Annotated in this window: 18 protein-coding genes; 15 read left to right on the plus strand and 3 right to left on the minus strand. The window is 74.8% G+C overall.

Annotated features, from left to right (window positions below):
- The first annotated feature begins 58 nt into the window (after positions 1–58).
- The 6 genes from KLI87_RS16955 (at position 59) to KLI87_RS16980 (ending at position 4,934) form a co-directional block, all read left to right on the plus strand.
- The gene (locus KLI87_RS16955) at positions 59–1,135 is read left to right on the plus strand and encodes a Xaa-Pro peptidase family protein (RefSeq protein WP_214617815.1); all 1,077 of its coding nucleotides are present in this window, start codon (positions 59–61) and stop codon (positions 1,133–1,135) included.
- A gap of 34 nt (positions 1,136–1,169) precedes the next feature.
- Positions 1,170–1,727 (plus strand): elongation factor P, encoded by a 558-nt coding sequence (gene efp / locus KLI87_RS16960; RefSeq protein WP_214617816.1) that lies wholly within the window; start codon positions 1,170–1,172, stop codon positions 1,725–1,727.
- Positions 1,727–2,143, plus strand: coding sequence for a transcription antitermination factor NusB (nusB, locus tag KLI87_RS16965; protein ID WP_156220942.1), 417 nt, complete (start codon positions 1,727–1,729; stop codon positions 2,141–2,143). The genes efp and nusB overlap by 1 nt, the downstream gene beginning before the upstream one ends.
- Positions 2,144–2,245: 102 nt before the next feature.
- Positions 2,246–3,031 carry a methyltransferase domain-containing protein gene (locus tag KLI87_RS16970; RefSeq protein ID WP_214617817.1) on the plus strand — a complete coding sequence of 262 codons (786 nt, stop codon included), beginning with the start codon at positions 2,246–2,248 and terminating at the stop codon, positions 3,029–3,031.
- A gap of 91 nt (positions 3,032–3,122) precedes the next feature.
- The gene (locus KLI87_RS16975; protein WP_214617818.1) at positions 3,123–4,388 is read left to right on the plus strand and encodes a DNA polymerase IV; all 1,266 of its coding nucleotides are present in this window, start codon (positions 3,123–3,125) and stop codon (positions 4,386–4,388) included.
- 147 nt (positions 4,389–4,535) lie between these two features.
- Positions 4,536–4,934, plus strand: a complete 399-nt coding sequence (locus KLI87_RS16980) for a DUF3040 domain-containing protein (protein ID WP_214617819.1) — start codon at positions 4,536–4,538, stop codon at positions 4,932–4,934.
- Positions 4,935–5,100: 166 nt separating this feature from the next.
- Here KLI87_RS16980 and KLI87_RS16985 read toward each other — a convergent pair whose 3' ends face one another.
- From KLI87_RS16985 to KLI87_RS16995, 3 genes are read right to left on the minus strand one after another with little or no spacing between them, the layout of a single operon-like run.
- A complete protein-coding gene (locus tag KLI87_RS16985) occupies positions 5,101–7,596 on the minus strand; it encodes a DUF3488 and transglutaminase-like domain-containing protein (protein ID WP_250903917.1) in 2,496 nt (831 codons plus the stop codon).
- Positions 7,593–8,879, minus strand: a complete 1,287-nt coding sequence (locus KLI87_RS16990) for a DUF58 domain-containing protein (protein ID WP_214617820.1) — start codon at positions 8,877–8,879, stop codon at positions 7,593–7,595. Before KLI87_RS16990 ends, KLI87_RS16985 begins: the two co-directional genes overlap by 4 nt.
- Positions 8,880–8,883: 4 nt before the next feature.
- Positions 8,884–9,903, minus strand: a complete 1,020-nt coding sequence (locus KLI87_RS16995; RefSeq protein ID WP_156221053.1) for a MoxR family ATPase — start codon at positions 9,901–9,903, stop codon at positions 8,884–8,886.
- Positions 9,904–10,450: 547 nt separating this feature from the next.
- Between KLI87_RS16995 and mraZ the strand changes: the two genes are divergently transcribed.
- The 9 genes from mraZ to ftsW all read left to right on the plus strand — a co-directional run bounded on the left by mraZ (position 10,451) and on the right by ftsW (position 21,960).
- Positions 10,451–10,882: a division/cell wall cluster transcriptional repressor MraZ gene (gene mraZ / locus KLI87_RS17000; protein ID WP_214617821.1), complete on the plus strand. Its 432-nt coding sequence runs from the start codon at positions 10,451–10,453 to the stop codon at positions 10,880–10,882.
- A 253-nt stretch (positions 10,883–11,135) separates the two neighbouring features.
- Positions 11,136–12,128, plus strand: a complete 993-nt coding sequence (rsmH, locus tag KLI87_RS17005; protein ID WP_214617822.1) for a 16S rRNA (cytosine(1402)-N(4))-methyltransferase RsmH — start codon at positions 11,136–11,138, stop codon at positions 12,126–12,128.
- Complete coding sequence (locus KLI87_RS17010) at positions 12,125–12,847, plus strand: YhcB family protein (protein ID WP_214617823.1); 723 nt, start codon at positions 12,125–12,127, stop codon at positions 12,845–12,847. Before rsmH ends, KLI87_RS17010 begins: the two co-directional genes overlap by 4 nt.
- Before the next feature lie 46 nt (positions 12,848–12,893).
- Complete coding sequence (locus KLI87_RS17015; RefSeq protein WP_308166044.1) at positions 12,894–15,233, plus strand: penicillin-binding protein 2; 2,340 nt, start codon at positions 12,894–12,896, stop codon at positions 15,231–15,233.
- Positions 15,234–15,313: 80 nt separating this feature from the next.
- Entirely contained in the window at positions 15,314–16,861 is a 1,548-nt protein-coding gene (locus tag KLI87_RS17020; RefSeq protein WP_214617824.1) for a UDP-N-acetylmuramoyl-L-alanyl-D-glutamate--2,6-diaminopimelate ligase, read from the plus strand.
- Positions 16,858–18,252 (plus strand): UDP-N-acetylmuramoyl-tripeptide--D-alanyl-D-alanine ligase, encoded by a 1,395-nt coding sequence (gene murF, locus KLI87_RS17025; protein WP_214617825.1) that lies wholly within the window; start codon positions 16,858–16,860, stop codon positions 18,250–18,252. The genes KLI87_RS17020 and murF overlap by 4 nt, the downstream gene beginning before the upstream one ends.
- Positions 18,249–19,307 carry a phospho-N-acetylmuramoyl-pentapeptide-transferase gene (gene mraY, locus KLI87_RS17030; protein ID WP_156220937.1) on the plus strand — a complete coding sequence of 353 codons (1,059 nt, stop codon included), beginning with the start codon at positions 18,249–18,251 and terminating at the stop codon, positions 19,305–19,307. Before murF ends, mraY begins: the two co-directional genes overlap by 4 nt.
- Positions 19,304–20,707, plus strand: a complete 1,404-nt coding sequence (murD, locus tag KLI87_RS17035) for a UDP-N-acetylmuramoyl-L-alanine--D-glutamate ligase (protein ID WP_250903918.1) — start codon at positions 19,304–19,306, stop codon at positions 20,705–20,707. Before mraY ends, murD begins: the two co-directional genes overlap by 4 nt.
- A complete protein-coding gene (ftsW, locus tag KLI87_RS17040) occupies positions 20,704–21,960 on the plus strand; it encodes a putative lipid II flippase FtsW (protein ID WP_156220935.1) in 1,257 nt (418 codons plus the stop codon). Before murD ends, ftsW begins: the two co-directional genes overlap by 4 nt.
- The last annotated feature ends 144 nt before the right edge of the window (positions 21,961–22,104 follow it).

Consider the following 22,104-nt stretch of genomic DNA (forward strand, 5'->3'; position numbering starts at 1 on the left):
ACCGCGGCGGCGCGGGCCGGGCTTCCGGCGGGTCGCGCCCGGCCGTAGAGTCCTACCCATGGGGGAGACGCACATCGAACGGCGCCGCCGGCTGGCCGCGCGCGTCGGTGAGAGGGACGCGGGCGCGCTGCTGGTCACGCGGCTCGTCAACGTCCGCTACCTGACCGGCCTCGACAGCTCGAACGCGGCGCTGCTCGTCCCGGCGGACGGCCCGGCCGTGCTCGCCACCGACGGCCGCTACGCCGGGATGGCCGCGCAGGTCTGCCCCGAGCTGCGCGTCGTCGTCGAGCGGGGCGCCGCCGCCGCGCTGACGGCCCTCGCCGCGGGCGGCGGCATCACCCGCCTCGGCTTCGAGGCGCACGACCTCACCGTCGAGCGGCACGGGGAGCTGACCGCGCGGGCGGAGATCGAGCTCGCCGCCCTCGGCCGCCTCGTCGAGGAGCTGCGCCGCGTCAAGGACGAGGAGGAGATCGGCCTGCTGCGGGAGGCGTGCGCGATCACCTGCCGCGCGTTCGACGCCGTCCTGCCCGAGATCCGCGCGGGCGTCACCGAGCGGGCCGTCGCGATCGCGCTGGAGCGGGCGATGGTCGACCTCGGCGCCGAGGGCCCCGCGTTCGAGTCGATCGTCGCGTCCGGGCCGAACGGCGCGATCCCGCACCACCATCCGGGCGGGCGCGAGCTGCAGCGCGGCGACCTGCTCACCCTCGACTTCGGGGCCCGCTACGGCGGCTACCACGCCGACATGACCCGCACCGTCGCGATCGGCGAGCCCGCCGCGTGGCAGCGGGAGGTGTACGACCTCGTCCGCGCGGCGCAGGCCGCCGCCGTCGAGGCCGCCGTGCCGGGCGCCGAGACCGCGGCGGTCGACGCCGCCGCCCGTGAGGTCATCAAGGCTGCCGGGCACGGCGAGGCGTTCACCCACGGGCTCGGCCACGGCGTCGGCCTGGAGATCCACGAGGCGCCGCTCCTCGGGTACGACAGGACCGGTAGGCTGGTTGACCGGGTTCCGATCACCGCGGAGCCGGGGGTCTACCTCGCGGGCCGGGGCGGTGTCCGTGTCGAGGACACGCTGGTCGTCCGCGACGGCGGCCCGGAACTCCTCACCACGACGACCAGGGACCTGCTCGTTCTGTAAGAGCGCGCGGGACCGCGACCGGGAGAATGACGCAGTGGCGACGACGAACGACCTGAAGAACGGCATGACGCTGAACATCGACGGCCAGCTGTGGACCGTCCAGGAGTTCCAGCACGTCAAGCCCGGCAAGGGCGGCGCGTTCGTCCGCACCAAGCTCAAGAACGTGCTGTCGGGCAAGGTCGTCGACCGCACCTTCAACGCCGGCACCAAGGTCGAGGTGGCGAGCGTCGACAAGCGGGAGATGCAGTACCTCTACCGCGAGGGCGAGGACTTCGTGTTCATGGACACCGAGACCTACGACCAGCCGCGCATCCCGGTGGGCACCGTCGGCACCGCCGCGAACTACCTGCTCCCCGAGCAGAACGCGGTGATCGCCTTCAACGAGGAGAACCCGCTGTACGTCGAGCTGCCCGCGGCCGTCGTGCTGGAGATCACCGAGACCGAGCCCGGCCTGCAGGGCGACCGCTCGACCGGCGGCAGCAAGCCCGCGACGCTGGAGACCGGCGCGCAGATCCAGGTGCCGCTGTTCATCTCCACCGGCGAGAAGGTCAAGGTCGACACCCGCTCCGGCGAGTACCTCGGCCGCGGTTGATGAGCGCTCGCACCAAGGCGCGCAAGCTCGCACTCGACATCCTGTTCGCCGCCGAGCTGCGGGAGGAGCGGCCGACCGCCGTGCTGGAGGCGCGGGGCCGCCCCAACCAGGACGAGCTGGCCGAGTACCCGCACGCCGTCCGCCTGATCGAGGGCGTGCAGGAGAACGGCGAGCGGATCGACGAGCTGATCGCCACCTACGCCACCGGTTGGACGCTGGAGCGCATGCCCGTCGTCGACCGCAACATCCTGCGGATGGGCGCCTACGAGCTGCTGTGGGTCGACGACGTCCCCGACGGCGTCGCCGTCAGCGAGGCGGTCGGGCTCGCCACCGAGCTGTCCACCGACGAGTCCCCGAGGTTCGTCAACGGGCTGCTGTCGCGCCTCCAGCAGCTCAAGCCGTCCCTGACGCTGTAGCCCCCGGAAGTCACCCCCTACCGCGGTCCTGTCAGGGCCCTGGCCGCCGCTGTGTCCGCCGCGCGTCCGCCGGGGGAGGCGAGGCGGCTAGGGTGGGCGGGGATGAGCGACGTCAGAGGAGTGGCCGTGGACGGCCGCCAGCAGAAACGGCCGCGGGGCGGCGGCCGCGCGCGCAGCACCGTCCTGTGGGACGCGCTGCGCACGGTCCTTGACCGCATCGCCCCCGAGGACGGCCCCCGCGACGTCGTCGACGTGGGCGGCGGCACCGGCGGGTTCGCGGTCCCGCTCGCCGAGCTGGGCCACCGCGTCACCGTGGTCGACGCCAGCCCCGACGCGCTGGCCGCGCTGGAGCGCCGCGCCGCCGAGTCGGGGGTGTCGGTCCGCTCCGTCCAGGGCGACGCGGTCGACCTGCCCGACCTGCTCGGCGTGGGCGCGGCCGACCTTGTGCTGTGCCACAGCGTGCTGGAGTTCGTCGACGACCCCGCCGCCGCGATGGCGGCGCTGACCAGTACCGTCCGCCCCGGCGGGTCGGTGAGCCTGCTGACGGCGGGCCAGGTCGCCGCCGCGCTGCACCGCGCGGTCGCCGGGCACTTCGACGACGCCCGCCGGGTGCTGACCAGCACGTCCGGGCGCTGGGGCGAGGGCGACCGGATGCCCCGCCGCTTCACCAGGGAGACGCTGTCGGCCCTGGTGCGCGGCGCGGGCCTGCGCGTCGCCGAGCTGCACGGCGTGCGGATCTTCGCCGACCTGGTGCCCGCCGGGCTGGTGGACGGCGACGCCGACTCGGCCGAGGCGCTGCTGGCGCTGGAGTCGGTCGCGGCCGTCCACCCGGTGCTGCGCGACCTCGCGACCCAGCTCCACCTGGTGGCCGACAAGCCGGCACCGTGAGCGCAGCGAACCGGGAAACACGGCGGCGAAGCTCACGCATGGCCGAGCCGCCGGGCGAGGCGGCCTCCGAGTCGCCGGGCGAGGAGGCCGGGTGAGCCGGAAGCAGCAGCTGCACCGGCCGGGGCCGCAGCCGGGGCCGCCCGCCGACGACACCGGCTGCGCGATCCTGCACGTCGACATGGACGCGTTCTACGTCAGCGTCGAGCTGCTGGAGCGGCCCGACCTGCGCGGCCGGCCGGTCATCGTCGGCGGCGCGGGCGCGCGCGGGGTGGTGTCGGCGGCCTCCTACGAGGCCCGGACGTTCGGCGTGCACTCGGCGATGCCCATGTCGCGGGCGCGGCGGCTGTGCCCGGCCGCGGTGGTGCTGCCGGTCAGCCCCGAGAAGTACGCGCGGGTGTCGGCGGCGGTGTTCGAGATCTTCCGGTCGGTCACGCCGCAGGTGGAGCCGCTCTCGCTGGACGAGGCGTTCCTGGACGTGGCGGGCGCCGTCCGGCGGCTCGGGCGCCCCGCGCGCATCGCCCGGATGATCCGCGAGCAGGTCCACGCCCAGCAGGGCATCACCTGCTCGGTCGGCGTCGCCGGCACCAAGTTCGTCGCCAAGCTCGCCTCGACCCGCTGCAAGCCCGACGGGCTCCTCGTCGTCCCCGCGGACGGCGTCGAGGACTTCCTGCACCCGCTGCCGGTCGCGGCGCTGTGGGGCGTGGGGGAGCGCACCGAGCAGACGCTCACCCGGCTGGGCCTGCGGACGGTCGGGCAGCTCGCCCAGGTGCCGCTCGCGACGCTCCAGCGGGAGCTGGGCACCGCGTCCGGCGCGCACCTGCACGAGCTGTCCTGGGGCCGCGACCCGCGCCGGGTCGAGCCGCACACCCCCGACAAGAGCATCGGCGCGGAGGAGACCTTCGACACCGACATCGACGACCCCGAGGTGATCCGCCGGGAGCTGCTGCGGCTCGCCGAGCGGGTCGGTGCGCGGCTGCGCGCGTCGGGGAACGCCGGACGGACGGTGAGCGTCAAACTGCGGATGGCGGACTTCAAGACGATCACCCGGGCGCGCACGCTGCGCGAGCCCACCGACCTCGCTCGTGTGATCTATATCACAGCATGCGAGCTGTACGAGGGGGCCGGGCTGGAACGGGTACGACTCCGTCTGGTCGGGGTCAGGGTCGAGAACCTTGGTCCCGCCGGCGAGGCCCCCCGTCAGTTGGCCCTCGACGAGCCGGAAACCGGCTGGCGCGAGGCCGAACGCGCGATCGACCGGGTGGCGGACCGGTTTGGCCGCGGCGCCGTCCGTCCCGCCGCGCTGGTCCGGCCCGCGGACGGGCGGGGCCCGCGTGACGGCGGTGACGACAGGCGATGAAAGGGGTCGGTGAGGTGGCCGGCAAGGGGTCCTCGGTTGGCCGTTCGCTTTCGTCCGCTCGTCGAGGCTCGTATTCTGGGCATATCACCGTTGAGGTTCCCGTCCTGCATCGGATACCCCGCCGCGGGGCTGTCGTTGGGAGGCGCCGTGCCGCTGTCTGAGCACGAGCAGCGCATGCTCGAACAGATCGAGTCGGCGTTGTACGCCGAGGATCCGAAATTCGCCCACGCGGTCCGATCGACGAATCCCCAGGTCCACTACAAGCGCCGGATCGTGAAGGCGGCCCTCGGCTTCGTGGTGGGCGTGTGCGCCCTGATGGCGGGCCTGGTCATGAACGCCGGCACCGTCACGATCGCGATCAGCGTGACCGGCTTCCTGCTCATGGTGGTCTGCTGCGTGTGGGCGCTGACGAGCTGGAAGCGCATGACGGGCATCGGCAACGAGCCCGCCAGGCGGGGCAGGCAGGGCCGCCAGGCCCGGCCCGCCAAGGCCGGGTTCATGGAGCGCATGGAAGAGCGCTGGCGCCGCCGCACCGAGGGCGACTGACAGGGCGAACGGCAGGGCGACCGACAGGCGACCGGCAGAGCGACCGCCCGGCACGGCGTTCGACCCCTCGTCCTGGCCTTCCTCATGGGCCAGGACGACCCCCTTCAGGGGCCAGGTCTCCCTGGCCCTTTCGTGTGACCTTCATCTCGCGCGGGGCGGTGCGCCGTCAGCGGCGGCGCATGCGGCGGGGCAGCTCGTTCAGCCGCTCCGACAGCTCCGCCGCGCGGCCCCCGGCCGACCGCAGCGTGCCCCGCGCCTCCGCCATCGTGGAGGGCGGCAGCAGCCTGGCCCGCCAGCGGGCGCGGCGGCCCACCGACGCGGCGAACGCCTCGCGGACCGTCCGGACGTCGGCGCGCAGCCGCTCCGCCGGCGCCGGCGGCAGCGACCCCGAGTAGCGGGCGAGCTCCTCGGCGCGCGCGATGCGGGCGAGGGCCCGCTCGCCCTCCTCGTCCAGGTCCACGAGCTGCCCGAGCCGCCGCGCGGCGGCGCGCGGGGTGTCGCTCGGCAGCCAGTGCAGGCCGTGGTCGAGCGCGTCGGCGCGCAGCTCCCGCCAGGCCGCGTGCGCGGCGCCCGCCGGGTCGGCGGACGGCCGCGGCCCCCGCCCCCGGTCGTCCGCGGCGGGACCGGTGTCGCCGGCCGGTCCCGCGGACGGCGCCGTCCGCACCGCCAGCACCGCCCACCGCCGCCGCCGGGTCAGCACGCGCAGCACCATCGGCACCGCCAGCAGGGCCAGCACGAGCACCCCGCCCGCCAGCCACGGCACCGCCCAGGACCGCTTCTCCTCCTCCGCCGGGGGGAGGGGGGCGCTCTGCGGGCCCTCGTCGTCCTGCCGGTGGCGCGGCCCCGCGCCGTCCGTCTCGGACTCCTCCTCGCGCGGGGACGGGTCGGACGACGACCCGGCGGAGCTCTCCGGCCGCTGCCCCGCGCCCGGCGCGGCGGGCTGGCTGTAGACCGGCGTGGTGGCCGTGCCCTGCCCCGCCGAGCCCGACGGGGTCGGCTCGAACCGCACCCAGCCCGACCCCTCGAAGTACAGCTCGGGCCAGGCGTGCGCGTCGCGGGAGCGGACCGTCCACTCGCCCTGCCCGGTCTCGGTGCCCGGCGTGTAGCCCATCGCCACCCGCGACGGGATGCCGACGATCCGCGCCAGCAGCGCCATCGCGGCGGCGAACTGCTCGCAGTAGCCGCGCTTGCTGTGCAGCAGGAAGTCGACCAGGTCGCTGCCGTGCTGGGGCGCGGGCTCGGACAGGTCGTACACGTACTGCCCGGCCTGGGTGAACCAGTGCTGGAGCCGGACGGCCCGCTCGTGCGCGCTCGCGGCGCCGTCGGTGACCTTGCGGGCGAGGTTCTTGACCTCCTGCGGGACGCTCCTCGGCACGCCCAGGTACCGGGAGGCGATCTCGGCCGGGTACGGGTAGCCGGACCCGGCCTCCAGGTCGGCGGGCGTCGGCTGGGCGCGGACGCTGCGCACCGTGTAGGTGCGCCCGCTCGCCGAGTCGCGCAGCGAGTAGACCATCAGCGACGCGGGGTGCACCCGCCAGTCGCCCTTGATCGACACGCGGGCCGGCGCGTAGGGCACGGGCAGGAACGTCATGTTCCGGACCTCCTGCCTGACCCGCACCCGCGTGACCACCTCGCGCCTCGGCGCGATCCGCAGGCCGGGCGGCGCCGGGATGTCGCCGCCCGACAGCCGGTCGTTGACGCTGCTCTTGAGCGCCGTGTAGGTCCAGCGGTCGCCGTCGAACCGGTCCAGGGCGTACAGCCGCAGGTAGTCGGGTCCGGCGGGGTCGTCGCTCTGGTAGGTGAGCACGACCGAGTCGTCCATCCGGGTCAGCTCGCGCTTCAGGCTGACGAGCGGGTCGGGCGTCGTCACCGTCTGCGTGCCGCCGGTGCCGTGCAGGTCGAACAGGCGCGGGTGGACGCCGGGGATGGCCATCGGCAGCAGCACCGCGACCGCGACCGCGCCGACCCCGATCCGCCGCCCGCTGGCCGCGAGCGAGCCCGCGTCCGGACGGGCCGCGCCCTCCTCCCGCGCCGCGCCCGCCCCGGCCATCGGGACCTCGTCGAGGCGGCGGCGGGTGTCGACCGTCCGCCCCCAGCCGCCGACGTGCTCGCGCGCGTCGGCCATCAGCAGCGCCAGGAACCCGGCCGCGCCCGCGCCGAACGCCAGCCAGCCGACGCCGTCGTCGCGGACGGCGGCGGGCACGCTGTACATCGCCAGCAGCGGCAGCCCGGCGGGCGCGGCCCGCCGCAGCCCCACGGCCAGCAGGTCGACCAGCGTGGCGACGACGCCGACGCCCGCCGCGACCAGCAGCCCGATCCCCGGGACGAGCGGCACCGGCGCCGCGTACCGGCCGACCGCGTCCTGCCCCTCGGCGGCCAGGTCGGACAGGTGCCGCACCGAGCCCGGGGTCGGGACGAACCACAGGAACGCGTAGTCGCGCGCGTACACGACGGTCAGGTAGACCACCAGCGCGCCGAGGCCGCCCGCCGGGCCGAGCGGCGCGGGCAGCCGCAGCCGCCGGAACACAAGGCCCCCGGCCGCGACCGAGGCGACCGCGCCGAGCCCGGTCCAGAACCATGCCGTGCTCTCGAACAGCGGGTACAGCGCGGCCGACCCGGCGAGCGTCGCCAGCCCGGCCATGAGCGTCATCCGGATCCTCATGAGGCGTCCCCCGCGAAGTCCTCGTCCCGGCCCGTCCGGGCCCAGGCACCGGCCAGCTCGGACGCCGACCGCACCGTCACGACCCGCCAGCCGCCCGCCCGCAGCAGCCCGGCGGCGTCGGCGGCGGAGACGCGGCCCGGGCCGTCCGGCCCGCTCCGCTCGCGCGGGCCGCCCGCGCCGACCAGCACCGCGACGCAGGTCGCGGTGCCGCGCCGCGCCGCCGCGACCGCGCGTGCCTCCTCGGCCTGGAGCGCGCCGAACACCGCGACGACGAGGCCGTCGCCCTCCCGGCCGCTGCCGAGCGTGCCGCGCAGCTCGGCAAGGCCCAGCGTCAGCGTCCGGTTCCGCGACCGCTGGCTCACCGCGAGCCGGTCGAGCAGCAGCCCCTCGAACGCGCCGTCGAACGAGGCGACCGCGCGCAGCGTCTCCCCGCCGTCGGTGACGTAGCGCAGGCTCATGCCGGTGCGGCCGAGGTGCACCCCGATGGACGCGGCGACCGAGATCGCCTGCTCGAACGAGCCCGCCGGGCCCTCGCCCCAGTGCGCGGCGGCGCGGGTGTCGAGGAACAGCGTGCCGCTGCTCTGCCAGTGCTGCTCCTCGCGCCGCACCATCAGCTCGCCGTGCCGCGCCGTCGAGCGCCAGTGCACCCGGCGCAGGTCGTCGCCGTGCCGGTACTCGCGCGGGGCGACGTCGTCCTCGCCCGCCGCCGACACCGCCCGCGCGACGCTGTCGCCGCCGCCCGTCCAGGCGCCGGCGAGACGCCCCGCCGGGAGCGGCACGATCGAGGGCGTCACCGTCAGCCGGTCCGACAGGCTGAACGAGCGCACCAGCTCCACCATCCCGAACGGGTCGGCCAGCCGGACGGTCAGCGGCCCCACCCGGTAGCGGCCCCGCACGTCCGAGCGGATCCGGTAGCCGAGCTCGCGGGAGCCGTGCGGCTCGATCCGGCTCAGCACGAACCTGGCCCGCCCGCCGAGGCTGTAGGGCACCTGGTCCTCCACCATCAGCAGCCCGCTCGGCAGCCGCGACACGTTCTCCAGCCGCAGGTCGACGCGGGCCTCGTGGCCCACCGGCAGCCGCACCGGCGACAGCCGCCGCGCGCACGCCAGCCGGTAGCGGGTCCGCGAGACCGCGAGCGTCGACAGCAGCGGCAGCGCCAGCACGAGGACGCCGGCGCGCAGCAGGTCGCGCTCGCCGAGGACGAACGCGCAGACGATCGCGGTCGCGCCGGCGGCCACGAAGGACCGCCCCCGGGTGGTGAGCCCGGCCAGCGCTCGCCTCACCGCGTCACTTCCTGGGGGAGGGGACCGGCAGGCGGTGCACCAGCTCGGTGACCACCTGCTCGGGACGGCGCCGCTCGACCTGGGCCTCGGCGGTCGGCAGCAGCCGGTGCGCGAGGACCGGCACGGCGAGGTCCTGGACGTCGTCGGGGACGACGTAGTCGCGGTCGTCCAGCGCCGCGTAGGCCCGCGCCGCCCGCACCAGGTGCAGGGTCGCGCGCGGGGAGGCGCCGAGCCGCAGCTCGGGGTGCCCGCGGGTCGCGGTGACCAGCTCGATCGCGTACTGCCTGACCGACTGCGCGACGTGCTGGGCGCGCACCACCTCGATCAGGTCGCGGACGTCGCCCGCGTTCGCCACCGGGGACAGCCGGTCCAGCGGGGACGCCTGGCCGTGCGCGTCGAGCATCTCCAGCTCGGCCGCCGGGTCGGGGTATCCCATCGAGATGCGGGCGGTGAACCGGTCGCGCTGCGCCTCCGGCAGCGGATAGGTGCCCTCCATCTCCACCGGGTTCTGCGTGGCGATCACCATGAACGGGCGCTCCAGCCCGTAGGTCGTGCCGTCGACCGTGACCTGGCGCTCCTCCATGCACTCCAGCAGCGCCGACTGGGTCTTCGGGGACGCGCGGTTGATCTCGTCGCCGACCACGATGTTGGCGAACACCGGGCCCGGCTTGAACTCGAACTCGCGCATCTCCTGGTTGTAGGCGCTGACCCCGGTGATGTCGCTCGGCAGCAGGTCGGGCGTGAACTGCACGCGCCGCACCGAGCAGTCGACCGAGCGGGCCAGCGCCTTGGCGAGCATCGTCTTGCCGACGCCCGGCACGTCCTCGATCAGCAGGTGCCCCTCGGCCAGCAGCACCGTCAGCGCGAGCCGCACCACCTCGGGCTTTCCCTCGATCACCGACGCGACCGCGTCCCGGATCTTGTTGGCGACCTGCGCGAGCCCGTCGAGCCCGCGGCCCGGCCCCGGGCGGCCGTCGCCGCCGCTCGGCGAGGGGCGCCGGGGCGCCGGGGGGTCCGCCTCCATGAACGACTCGCCGTGCGTGCCTACTGCCACCAAACCCTCCTCAGCCGTCCCGGCCGCGTGGTCCGCCCGAGGGCCCATGGACCTGGACCCGCCCCGCGGTCGGGGCCGGGCTCCCGGCGAGCCGGTGCGGCGCTCGCTGTGCGCCCGCCCAAACGACAGTACGTTGTCGCAACGCCGTCCGCGATGTTCGTGGGAAACGGGAGCCCATTGTGCTCCACATGGGTGACGATCTTGGAATCGGCGACCCGGCGCCTTCTTCCACCCCGCCGTTCGGGAACCGTTCATCTCCCGACTCACCTCACGACGCGCGCCCGCGCGAAAACGTGACACGCGCGTTCTGATCCGTCCTGCCGTCAGGTGGGGCTTGACACGGCACGCGGAGGGGGCCCGTGCGCGCCCCACCTCACACCACCCGGTCTGACCTGCGCTTTTCTTCTCGATCTCGTGGTGTGGAGCGTGTTTTCCTTGTTGACGGTGGGGAAGAGTGGAGTAGAGTGGGGCGCCGTGGGGAGCAGTAGCGCCCCATGCGGCGCGGGAGGTGGGGCCGGTGTTTCTCGGCACCCATTCGCCGCGCCTCGACGACAAGGGACGACTGTTCCTGCCGGCGAAGTACCGCGAGGAGCTGTCGGGGGGATTGGTGATCACGAAGGGCCAGGAACGCTGCCTGTACGTCTTCCCCATGGCGGAGTTCCAGCGCATCACCGAGGCTCTGCGTGCGGCGCCGGTCACCGAGCGGGCCGTTCGCGCCTACAGCCGCGTCTTCTTCGCCAGCGCCTCCGACGAGACGCCCGACAAGCAGGGCCGCGTCACGATCCCGCCGCCGCTGCGCACCTACGCGGGCCTCACCCGCGACTGCGCGGTCATCGGCGCCAACACGCGTCTGGAGATCTGGGACGCGCACGCCTGGGAGTCCTACCTCGAACAGGAGGAGCAGGCGTTCTCCGACGTCTCGGAGGAGGTGTTGCCAGGGATCCTCTGAGACACGACTCGTCGGTCCGATGACCGGCACTGGCCCACGTTCGGCCAGGTCTCCAGCCGCTCTCCGAGCCAGCTGGCGCAGCTTCCCCGGTGCCAGACGGCGACCCCCCGCGCGAAAAACGCGGTGATCTTCCTCTAGGGCAGCGGATGGGGACCTGGCCGGGCGAGGCCGCCGCCGGGGGAGCGGGACGGTCAGGGCCGGCGATGCCACACAGTCCGCGAGCGAGGTGGCAGCACCGCAGGGGGGTGGAACGATGGGCGTGGGAGAACACGCGTCCGGGCCCGGTCACGTACCGGTCATGCTCGGTCGCGTCCTGGAACTCCTCGCACCGGCCGTGGCGGCCGCCGCCACGCGCGATCCCGGCCGCGACCCCGTGTACGTCGACGCCACCCTGGGCATGGGCGGGCACGCGGAGGCGATGCTGACGGCCCACCCTTCCCTGCGCCTGGTCGGCCTCGACCGCGACACCACCGCGCTGGAGCGCTCCGCCCGCCGGCTCGCCCCGTTCGGCGACCGGGTGCGGCTGGAACACGCCGTCTACGACGAGATCCCCTCGGTACTGCGCCGGCTCGGCCTCCCCGCGGCCGACGCCGTCCTGTTCGACCTCGGCGTCTCCTCCCCGCAGCTCGACGAGGCCGACCGCGGCTTCGCCTACTCCTACGACGCCCCGCTCGACATGCGCATGGACCGCACCCAGGGGCCCACCGCCGCCGAGGTGGTCAACGGCTACCCCCCCGCCGCGCTGGCGCGGATCCTGCGCGAGTACGGCGAGGAGCGCTTCGCCCAGCGGATCGCCTCGGCGATCGTCCGCGAGCGCGAGCGCGAGCCGCTGGAGTCCACCCGCCGCCTCGCCGACCTCGTGCGCGCCAGCATCCCCGCAGCGACGCGCCGCACCGGCGGCAACCCCGCCAAGCGCACCTTCCAGGCGCTGCGCATCGAGGTGAACGGCGAGCTGGACGTCTGGCGCCGGGCGCTGCCCGCCGCGCTGGGCGTCCTGCCGGTCGGGGGCCGGGCCGCCGTGCTCAGCTACCACTCCCTTGAGGACCGCGTCACCAAGCAGGTCCTCGCCGCCGAGGCGGCCGACAGCACCCCGCCGGACCTGCCCGTCCCGCTGCCCGAGCACGAGCCGCGGTTCCGGCTCCTGACGCGCGGGGCCGAGCTGCCGTCCGACGAGGAGACCACGACCAACCCACGGGCCGGATCGGCGCGGTTGCGCGCCGCCGAGCGGGTCCGGGAGGCGACATGACCACGACGACCAGAAAACCGCCGGGTTCCGCGCCGCAGCCCAGGGCACGCCCGGAGCGCCGGTCCCGCAAGCGGCGTCCCGCCGCGCCCGCCCAGGACCCGGCACAGGACGGCAAGCCCACGGGCACGGCCGCCAAAGCGCCGTCGAAGGCGCCGGGCAAGCCCGCGCCCGCGAAGGCCCCGGCCAAGGCTCCGGCGAAGAGCGCGTCGAAGGGCGCGTCGAAGGCGGCCCCGGCCAAGGTCGCGGCCGCGAAGAGCGCGCGGAAGAAAGGCGCGGGACGCGCCGCGCGAGGGCGCGCCGCGTCCCACACGCCGCCGCGCGCCCCGTTCGTGCTGCTCATCGTCGGGCTGCTCGGCGGCGCGCTGGTGAGCCTGCTGCTGCTCAACACCGTGCTCGCCAAGGACGCCTTCACGCTGACCCGGCTCCAGCAGAGCAACAAGCTGCTCGAACAGCAGCGGCAGGCCCACCAGGCGCAGATCGCGGCCGAGGGCTCGCCCGAGTCGATCGCGGAGAAGGCCGAGGCGATGGGGATGCGCAAGCAGACCGAGCTGGCCTTCATCGACGGCCGCACCGGCCGCACCAGCGGCGCCCGCATCCGTCCCGTGCCGCAGTCGGCCGCCGCGTCGGCGGGCGCCGCGAGCATGATCGGCATCCCGGGCACGATCGTGCCCGGCGACCCCCGCGCCGTCGGCGCCCCGTCCGGGACGGGCGCGCCGTGACGGCCCGTGACCGCGGCCGTGACCGTGCCCGGGAGCGGGTGACGCGGTGAGCAAGCGGCCGGGAGGCGGCACCGGCGGCCCCCCGCCCGGACGCCGGGGCGGCAACACGCCCCGCCCGTCCGGCGGGCGCGCCGACGGCGGCGCCGGACGGGCGGGCGGCAAGGGCGGCGCGTCCCGCCGCCCCGCCCGCACCGGCATCGTCCCCCCGCCGCGCAAGGGCACCAAACCCGCGGGGCCCGCGGGGCCCGCCGGGGGCAAGCCCGCCGCCCAGAGCGCCAAGGACGCCAAGGACCCCAAGGAGGCCAAGCGGCCCCGGGAGCCCAAGCCGTCCTCGGGCGGCGCGGCGCCGAAGGGCCGGGCCGCCAAGCCCGCCAAACCCGCCAAGGCCGAGCCGGCCAAACCCGCGAAGCCTCCCAAGGCCGCCAAACCTCCCAAGGCCGCCAAACCGAAGCCCGCCGCGGGCACGAGGACGACCGCGAAGCCGAACGCCAACGCGAGCGGCAGGGCCGGTAACAGAGCGAGCGCGGGCCGGGCAAGGTCGCGTCAGGAGGGCGACGGCCCGCGTCCGCCGCGCCGCGCCACCGGATCCGGGTCCGGGCGGCGGCCGCCGCCGCGCCGCCCGATCGCCCGCGTCCCCTTCCGCCGCCGCGACCCGCTCAAGCGGCTGAACATCGGGCTGCTCGTCGTCGCGTTCGTGCTGTCGCTGTTCGCCGGACGGCTCGTCCAGCTCCAGACGATCGAGTCGAACCGCTACACCGAGAAGGCGATGCGGCAGCGGCTCCAGCGCATCGACCTGCCCGCCGTCCGCGGCGAGATCACCGACGCGCAGGGCAACGCGCTGGCGATGACGGTGGAGGCGCGCGCGATCTTCGCCGACCCGTTCGTGATCAAGCCGGAGCGGCGGCAGGCGATCGTGAGCGCGCTCGCCCCGACGCTCGGGCTCAACCCGTCCTCGGTGATGAAGGCGATCAGCAAGCCGAACTCCCGGTTCGTGTACCTCGCGCACGGCGTCCGGCCCGACCAGGCGCGCCTGATCATGTCCTGGAAGTTCCTCGGAATCGGGACACTCCCGGAATATCGCCGCGAATATCCCAACAAGTCGCTGGGCGCGAGCGTCATAGGGTTCGTGAACGGTGAGGGCGAGGGCGCCGCCGGGCTGGAGCACTCGATGAACGGCGTGCTCGCCGGACGGCCCGGCTGGCAGCGGGTGGAGATCAGCCCCGAGGGCCAGCACATCCCCATGGGCGAGGACCAGAAGCGCCCGTCGGTGCCCGGCCGGGGAGTCCGCCTCACGCTGATGCGCGACATGCAGTTCGCGGCGCAGCAGGCGATCGAGAAGCAGGTCAAGGCCACCGGCGCGCGCGGCGGCACCGTCATCGTCATGGACCCGCGCGACGGGCGGCTGCTCGCGATGGCCTCGGCGCCCGGCTACGACCCGGGCGACTACGCGCGCTCGGCGCCCGGCCGGTGGGGGAGCCCGCTGGTGCAGGACGCCTACGAGCCCGGCAGCACCGGCAAGGTCGTCACCGCCGCCGCCGCGCTGGAGAAGGGCGGGGTCACGCCCCAGACGGTGTTCGACGTCCCCGACCGGATCCGCAAGTACGACACGATCTTCAAGGACTCGCACCCGCACGCCCCCGAGCGGCTCACCTTCGAGGGGGTGCTGGCCAAGTCCAGCAACGTCGGGACGATCCTGGCGAGCGAGAGCATCTCCTCGCAGCAGCTCTACCAGACGCTGCGCGACTTCGGGTTCGGCCAGAAGACCGGCCTGCCGCTGCCGGGCGAGACGGCCGGGCTCCTCCAGCCGCCGGCCAGGTGGTCGGGCACCGACCGGTACCCGATCGCGTTCGGCCAGTCGATGTCGGTGAACGCCGTCCAGATGGCGAGCGTGTACGCGACCATCGCCAACGGCGGCGTCCGCGTCGCCCCGACCCTCGTCGAGGGCACCTTCGAGGGCACCGCCGGCGAGAGCGAGAAGTTCACCCCGGCCGCCGCGCCCGCGCGCAGGCAGGTGATCAGCGCGGACACCGCGCGCAAGATCAGCGACATGCTGGAGGGCGTCACCACCGACGAGGGCACCGCGCCGAGCGCGCAGATCCCCGGCTACCGCGTCGCGGGCAAGACCGGCACCGCCGAGATCCCCAACCCGCGCTGCCACTGCTACAAGGGCGGCGGGTACATCGCCTCGTTCGCGGGGTTCGCGCCCGCCGACGACCCGCGGCTCGTCGTGCAGGTGGTCCTGCAGGACCCCAAGCGGGGCAGCCACTATGGTGGCGTTGCGGCCGCGCCCGTCTTCAAGGACGTGATGACCTTCGCCCTGCAGACCCAGAAGATCCAGCCGACGGGCAGCAGGCCGCCGATCGCCAAGATCTACGCCGGAGGCTGAGCCCAGCGAGTACCCTCCTCGCCGTGAGTTCACGTCCGGTGTCCCCGCATTCCCGTTCCGTACGCGACGAAAGAAACGCCATGCGCCCATCCACCAATCCGGCCCGTCCGCTGACCGGGCTCGCGGCGCTACTCGGCATCGAGCGGAGCGACTGGAGCGACATCTGGGCCGACGTCGCCGCGACGGGCATCACCCACGACTCGCGCGCGGTCCTGCCCGGCGACCTGTACGCCGCGCTGCCCGGGGCGCGCGCCCACGGCGCCCAGTTCTCCGCGCAGGCCGCCGAGGCCGGCGCCACCGCGATCCTCACCGACCCCGACGGCTACGACACGGCGGTCGCCACGGGCCTGCCGGTGCTGGCGGTCGCGAACGTCCGCGCCCACCTCGGCGCCGCCGCCGCGTGGGTGTACGGGGAGCCCGCCCGCGACCTGCTGCTGATCGGCGTCACCGGGACGAGCGGCAAGACCACCTCGGTGTTCCTGCTGGAGTCGGGCCTGCGCGCCGCCGGGATCGAGACCGGGCTGGTCGGCGGCGTGGAGATCCGGGTCGGCGGCTCCCGGGTGCGGAGCGCGCTGACCACCCCCGAGGCCACCGACCTGCACGCGCTGTTCGCGACGATGCGGGAGCGGGGCGTCGGCGCCGCCGCGATGGAGGTCTCCAGCCACGCCCTCGCGCAGGGACGCGTCGGCGGCGCCTACTACGACGTCGCCGTCTTCACCAACCTCTCCCAGGACCACCTGGACTTCCACGCCACCATGGAGGACTACTTCGCCGCCAAGGCGAAGCTGTTCACCCCCGAGTACGCGCGGGTCGGCGTGGTCAACCTCGACGACCGCCACGGCCGGGTGCTGATAGAGACCGCCGCCATCCCGATCACGACGTTCTCGGCGACCGGCGACCCCGCCGCCGACTGGCGGGCCGAGGACGTGCGGATCGGCGCGGACGGCAGCGTCTTCCGCATCGTCGGGCCCGGCGGGATCGAGGCCGACGCCGCCGTCCAGCTCGCGGGGCCCTTCAACGTCGCCAACGCGCTCGCCGCGATCGTCGCGCTGGTCGAGGCGGGGATCGGGCTGCCCGCGGCGGTGCGGGGGGTCGGGTCGCTGCCCGGGGTCCCCGGCCGGCTGGAGCGCGTGGACGAGGGCCAGGAGTTCGTCGCGCTCGTCGACTACTCCCACAAGCCCGGCGCCGTCGAGGCCGTCCTCACCGCGCTGCGCCGGGTCACCGAGGGCGACCTCGTCGTCGTGCTCGGCTGCGGCGGCGACCGCGACCGCGGCAAGCGCCCGCTGATGGGCGAGGCCGCCGCCCGGCTCGCCGACAAGGCGTACTTCACCAACGACAACCCGAGGTCGGAGGACCCGCTCGCGATCCTCGCCGCCATGGTCGAGGGCGGGCTGAAGGTGCCCGCCGCGCAGCGGGCCCACATCGTCGTCGAGCCCGACCGGGCCGCCGCCATCGCGCTGGCGGTCCGCCGGGCCCGCCGGGGCGACGTGCTGGTCGTCGCGGGCAAGGGCCACGAGCAGGGCCAGTACGCGGCGGGCGAGATGCATCCGTTCGACGACCGCGAGGTCGTCCGCGAGGCGCTGCGGCGGCGCGCGGAGGGAACCAGAGGGGACGGGGCGCAGGCGTGATCCCACTTCCGCTGTCGACGATCGCGGAGATCACGGGGGGCACCCTCCACGGCCCCCCGGACGCCGTGGTGGGCGGTCCCGTGGTCATCGACTCCCGCGCGGTCGTGCCCGGGGCGCTGTTCGCGGCGTTCGAGGGCGAGCGCGCCGACGGGCACGCGTTCGCGCCCGCCGCGCTCGCCGCCGGAGCCGCCGCGGTGCTGGCGCGGCGCCCGGTGGAGGGCCCGGCCGTGGTGGTCGACGACGTCCAGGAGGCCCTCGGACGGCTCGCCCGCGGCGTGCTGGAGCGCCTGCCCGGCGTGACGGTCATCGCCGTCACCGGCTCGGCGGGCAAGACCTCCACCAAGGACCTGATCGCGCAGGTCGTGTCCCGCGCGGGCCCGACCGTGTGGCCGCCCGGGTCGTTCAACAACGAGATCGGGCTGCCGCTGACCGTGCTGCGCGCCGACGCGCGGACCCGCTACCTGGTGCTGGAGATGGGCGCGCGTGGGATCGGCCACATCGCCTACCTCACCGGGATCGCCCGTCCGGGCGTCGGCGTCGTGCTGAACGTCGGCACCGCGCACGTCGGGGAGTTCGGCGGCCGGGAGAACATCGCCGTCGCCAAGGGCGAGATCATCGAGGCCGTGCCCGAGGGCGGGACCGCCGTCCTCAACGCCGACGACCCGCTGGTGGCCGCGATGGCGCCCCGGACGCGGGCGAAGGTCGTCACGTTCGGGCGCTCGCCCGCCGCGACCGTCCGCGCCGCCGGGGAGACCCTCGACGAGCGGGGCCGCGCCCGGTTCACGCTGGTCACGCCCGAGGGCGCGGCGCCGGTCGCGCTGCGCCTGTACGGGGCGCACGCCGTCGCGAACGCGCTGGCCGCGGCCGCCGCCGCCCGCGCCGCGGGCCTGCCGCCGGACGAGGTCGCCGAGGCGCTGTCGCGGGCCGAGCCCGCCAGCCGCTGGCGGATGGAGGTCGCCGACAGCGGCGACGGCGTGACCGTGGTCAACGACGCCTACAACGCCAACCCCGACTCGACCCGCGCCGCGATCGACACGACCCGCCACCTCGCCCGCGACCGGCGGGCGTTCGCGGTCCTGGGCGAGATGGCCGAACTGGGCGCCGCGTCCGTGGCGGAACATGCCAAGATCGGACAGCATGTCGCGCGCAGCGGGTTCGCCGGCCTCGTGGTCGTCGGCCCGAACGCGGCGGCGATGGCCGAGGGGGCCGGGCAGGTGGCCTCATGGACGGGAGAGTGCGTACAGGTGGATGACGTCGGCGCGGCCGTGACCGCGCTCAGCGAGCGGCTCAGGCCGCGAGACGTCGTGCTGGTGAAGGGCTCCCGCGTCGCCGGGATGGAACGGGTGGCCGAGGCGATCCTCGCCGGCCGCGCCGGGGAGGCCGCCCGATGACCAACATCATCCTCGCCGCGGGGGTGGCGCTGGTCTTCGTGATGGTCGGCACCCCGGTGTGGATCCGGATCGTCAACCGGCTGGGCTACGGCCAGATGATCCGGGACGAGGGCCCCGAGGCGCACCTCACCAAGCGGGGCACCCCCACGATGGGCGGGACGGTCTTCATCGTCGGCTCGCTCGTCGGCTACGCCGCCGCGCACCTGTTCACCGGCGACGAGCCGACGATCTCGGGCGTGCTGGTGCTGTTCCTGATGACCGGCCTCGGGCTGGTCGGGTTCGTGGACGACTACATCAAGGTGTTCAAGCAGCGCAGCCTCGGCCTGCGCAGCGGCGCCAAGATGATCGGCATCATCCTGGTCGGCGTGGTCTTCGCGATCGCGTCGCTGAACTTCCCCAACGGGTACGACATCACCCCCGCCGACCCCCACCTGTCGTTCCTGCGCGACTTCGGCCCCTCGATCGGCCCGTACCTGTTCGTGGTGTGGGCGCTGCTGCTGATCGCGGCCATGTCCAACGGCGTGAACCTGACCGACGGGCTGGACGGCCTCGCCGCGGGCCCGGCGGGCATGGTGCTGGCCGCCTACGTGATCATCGGGAACTGGCAGCTGCGCAACAGCTGCGCCTACGCCCTCGCCCCCAACTGCTACAGCGTCCGCGACCCCCTCGACCTCGCGGTGGTCGCGGCGGCCGTGCTCGGCGGCGTGTTCGGCTTCCTGTGGTGGAACGCCCCGCCCGCCAAGATCTTCATGGGCGACACCGGCTCGCTGGCCCTCGGCGGCGTGCTGGTCGGCCTCGCGATCCTCACCCGCACCCAGTTCCTGCTCGCGATCCTCTGCGGGCTGATCGTGATGATCACCCTGTCGGTGATGATCCAGGTCGGCGGATTCAAGATGACCGGCAAGCGCGTGTTCAAGATGGCGCCGCTCCAGCACCACTTCGAGTTGTCGGGCTGGGCCGAGACCACGATCGTCGTGCGGTTCTGGCTGATGTCGGCGCTGTTCGTCGCGATCGGCATCGGCCTGTTCTACCTGGAATGGATGCCGAAGAAATGACCACCCGTCCCTGGGACGGCCTCGACGTCGTCGTCGCCGGCCTCGGCGTGTCGGGCCGCGCCGCCGCCCGCGCGCTCGCGGCCCGGGGCGCCCGCGTCACGGCCGTGGAGGCCCGCGACGACGACGAGCGCCGGAGCGCCGCGGCCGAGCTGGAGGAGCGCGGCGTGGCCGTCCGGCTCGGCGACGGCGAGAGCCTCCCGGCGGGCACCGACCTCGTCGTCACCTCGCCCGGCTGGCGGCCGGACGCGCCGCTGCCCGCCGCGGCCGCCGCCGCGGGCGTGGAGATCATCGGCGAGGTCGAGCTGGCCTGGCGGCTGCGCCCGGCCGAGGGCGCGGCGCCGTGGCTGGCCGTCACCGGCACCGACGGCAAGACCACCGTCGTGCGGATGCTCGCGTGCATGCTCACCGCCGCGGGCCACGACGCGCTCGCGGTCGGCAACGTCGGGACGCCGATCGTCGAGGCCGTCGACCAGCCGCACGACGTGCTGGCGGTCGAGCTGTCCAGCTACCAGCTGCACTGGTCGAGTTCACTGGCCCCGTACGCGGCGACCGTGCTGAACGTCGCGCCCGACCACCTCGACTGGCACGGCACGATGGACGCCTACGTCGCCGCCAAGGCGAAGATCTTCGCGCCGGGCGCGATCGCGGTCCACAACGCCGACGACCCCGTCTCCACCTCCCTGGCGGCGGGCGCCGAGCGCCGCGCGGGCTTCACGCTCCAGGTGCCCCGGCCGGGCGAGCTGGGCGTCGTGGAGGAACTGCTCGTCGACCGGGCCTTCACCGCCGACCCGCGGCGGGAGGCCGCGGAGCTGGCGGCGCTCGCCGACGTCCGGCCGTTCGCGCCGCACAACGTCGCGAACGCGCTCGCGGCGGCGGGCCTCGCGCGCGCGTTCGGGGTGCCGCCCGAGGCCGTCCGGGACGGGCTGCGCGCGTTCGTGCCCGACCCGCACCGCATCCAGCACGTCGCCGACGTCACCGGCGTCGCCTACGTCAACGACTCCAAGGCGACGCAGCCGCACGCCGCCGCCGCCTCGCTCGCCGCCTACGAGCCGGTCGTGTGGATCGCGGGCGGCCTCCTCAAGGGCCTGGACGTCGACGACCTCGTCCGCGACTGCGCGCCGCGGCTGCGCGGCGTCGTGCTGATGGGCCGCGACCGGCACCGGCTCGCGGAGGCGCTCGCGCGACACGCCCCGGATGTCCCGGTCGTGGACGTCGCCGACACCGACACTGGGGCCATGGACCGCGTCGTCACCGAGGCCGCCGGGCTCGCCCGCCCCGGCGACACCGTGCTGCTCGCCCCCGTCGGGGCCTCCTTCGACATGTTCGCGAACTACCCGGCCCGGGGGGACGCCTTCATCGCCGCCGTCGAGCGGCTCGCCGGGACCGCGCGGCGGCGATGACCGCCGCGACCGCGCAGGAGGAGGAGGGCCGGCGGGCCGGCCCGCGCGAGCAGGTCGCCGCCGCCGTCGGGCTGCTCGACCGCCCGCTCACCTCCTACTACCTGGTGCTCGGCTGCTCGGTGATGCTGCTGGCGCTCGGGCTGACCATGGTGCTGTCGGCCTCCAGCGTCAAGCAGCTCCAGGAGACCGGCTCGGCCTACACCCTCTTCCAGAAGCAGGCGATCTGGATGGCGATCGGGCTGCCCGGCATGTGGCTGGCCTCCCGGCTGCCCGTCCGGACGTTCCGCGCCCTCGCCTACCCGCTGCTGCTGCTGTCGATCGTCGCGCTGGCGCTGGTGCTGATCCCCGGGCTCGGCCGCAGCGCGGGCGGCGCGACCCGCTGGATCAGCTTCGGGCCGCTCCAGATCCAGCCGTCCGAGCCCGCCAAGCTCGGCCTCGTGCTGTGGGGCGCCGACCTGCTGGCCCGCAAGGAGCGGCTCGGCCAGCTCACCGAGTGGCGGCCGCTGCTCGTCCCGCTGCTGCCCGGCGCGGGGATGCTGGTGCTGCTGGTCATGCTCGGCAACGACCTCGGCACCACGCTCGTGCTGCTGACGATCTTCCTGGCGCTGCTGTGGGTCGTCGGCGCGCCCGGACGGCTGTTCCTCGGCATCGCCGGGCTGGTGTGCCTGCTGGTGTCGATCCTCATCGTCGTCGAGCCGTACCGGATGCAGCGGCTGACCGGCTTCCTCGACCCCGCGGGCAACCAGCTCACCAGCAACTACCAGGGCCGGCAGGGGCTGTTCGCGGTCGCCTCCGGCGGCTTCTTCGGCACCGGCCTCGGGGAGGGGCGCGCCAAGTGGGACTACCTGCCGCACGCCGAGACCGACTTCATCTTCGCGATCGTGGCGGAGGAGTTCGGGCTCGTCGGCACCCTCGTCGTCCTCGGGCTGTTCGGGCTGCTGTCCTACGCCGGGCTCCGGATCGCCCGCCGGGTGAAGGACCCCTTCACCCGGCTCGCCGCCGCGGGCGCGACGGCCTGGCTGGTCGTCCAGGCCATCGTCAACATCGGCGCGGTCATCGGGGTGCTGCCCATCACCGGTATCCCGCTGCCGCTGGTGTCCTACGGCGGATCGGCGCTCATCCCGACGCTCCTGGCGCTCGGGATGCTGCTCGCCTTCGCCAAACGCGAGCCCGGGGCCAGGCAGGCACTCTCCGCACGGGGCCCCGGACCGGTCGTGAGGGCTCTAAGCTGGCTGGGCCTGGCACGGCGTTGAGACCCCCTCCGGGGTGCCGGCGGACCCGGCGCCCGCGAAAGCCGTCCCGCGCGCCGCGGGGCGCGGCACCCGAGAAGACGAGCACGCCGAGTCGAACACGTTGAGCCGGAACACGCTGAGTCGAACACGCTGAGGAGTTGTCAA

The organism is Actinomadura sp. NEAU-AAG7, from assembly GCF_018603865.1.
Classification (GTDB): Bacteria; Actinomycetota; Actinomycetes; order Streptosporangiales; family Streptosporangiaceae; genus Spirillospora; species Spirillospora litoris.

Excerpts from the sequence above, each read along its gene's own strand:
- KLI87_RS16955 (WP_214617815.1), top strand. The coding sequence starts at position 59 with ATGGGGGAGACGCACATCGAACGGCGCCGCCGGCTGGCCGCGCGCGTC.
- rsmH (WP_214617822.1), top strand. The coding sequence starts at position 11,136 with ATGGGCGTGGGAGAACACGCGTCCGGGCCCGGTCACGTACCGGTCATG.
- KLI87_RS16995 (WP_156221053.1), bottom strand. The coding sequence starts at position 9,903 with ATGGAGGCGGACCCCCCGGCGCCCCGGCGCCCCTCGCCGAGCGGCGGC.
- murD (WP_250903918.1), top strand. The coding sequence starts at position 19,304 with ATGACCACCCGTCCCTGGGACGGCCTCGACGTCGTCGTCGCCGGCCTC.
- nusB (WP_156220942.1), top strand. The coding sequence starts at position 1,727 with ATGAGCGCTCGCACCAAGGCGCGCAAGCTCGCACTCGACATCCTGTTC.
- mraY (WP_156220937.1), top strand. The coding sequence starts at position 18,249 with ATGACCAACATCATCCTCGCCGCGGGGGTGGCGCTGGTCTTCGTGATG.
- KLI87_RS17020 (WP_214617824.1), top strand. The coding sequence starts at position 15,314 with ATGCGCCCATCCACCAATCCGGCCCGTCCGCTGACCGGGCTCGCGGCG.
- KLI87_RS17010 (WP_214617823.1), top strand. The coding sequence starts at position 12,125 with ATGACCACGACGACCAGAAAACCGCCGGGTTCCGCGCCGCAGCCCAGG.
- KLI87_RS16985 (WP_250903917.1), bottom strand. The coding sequence starts at position 7,596 with ATGAGGATCCGGATGACGCTCATGGCCGGGCTGGCGACGCTCGCCGGG.
- KLI87_RS16970 (WP_214617817.1), top strand. The coding sequence starts at position 2,246 with ATGAGCGACGTCAGAGGAGTGGCCGTGGACGGCCGCCAGCAGAAACGG.
- ftsW (WP_156220935.1), top strand. The coding sequence starts at position 20,704 with ATGACCGCCGCGACCGCGCAGGAGGAGGAGGGCCGGCGGGCCGGCCCG.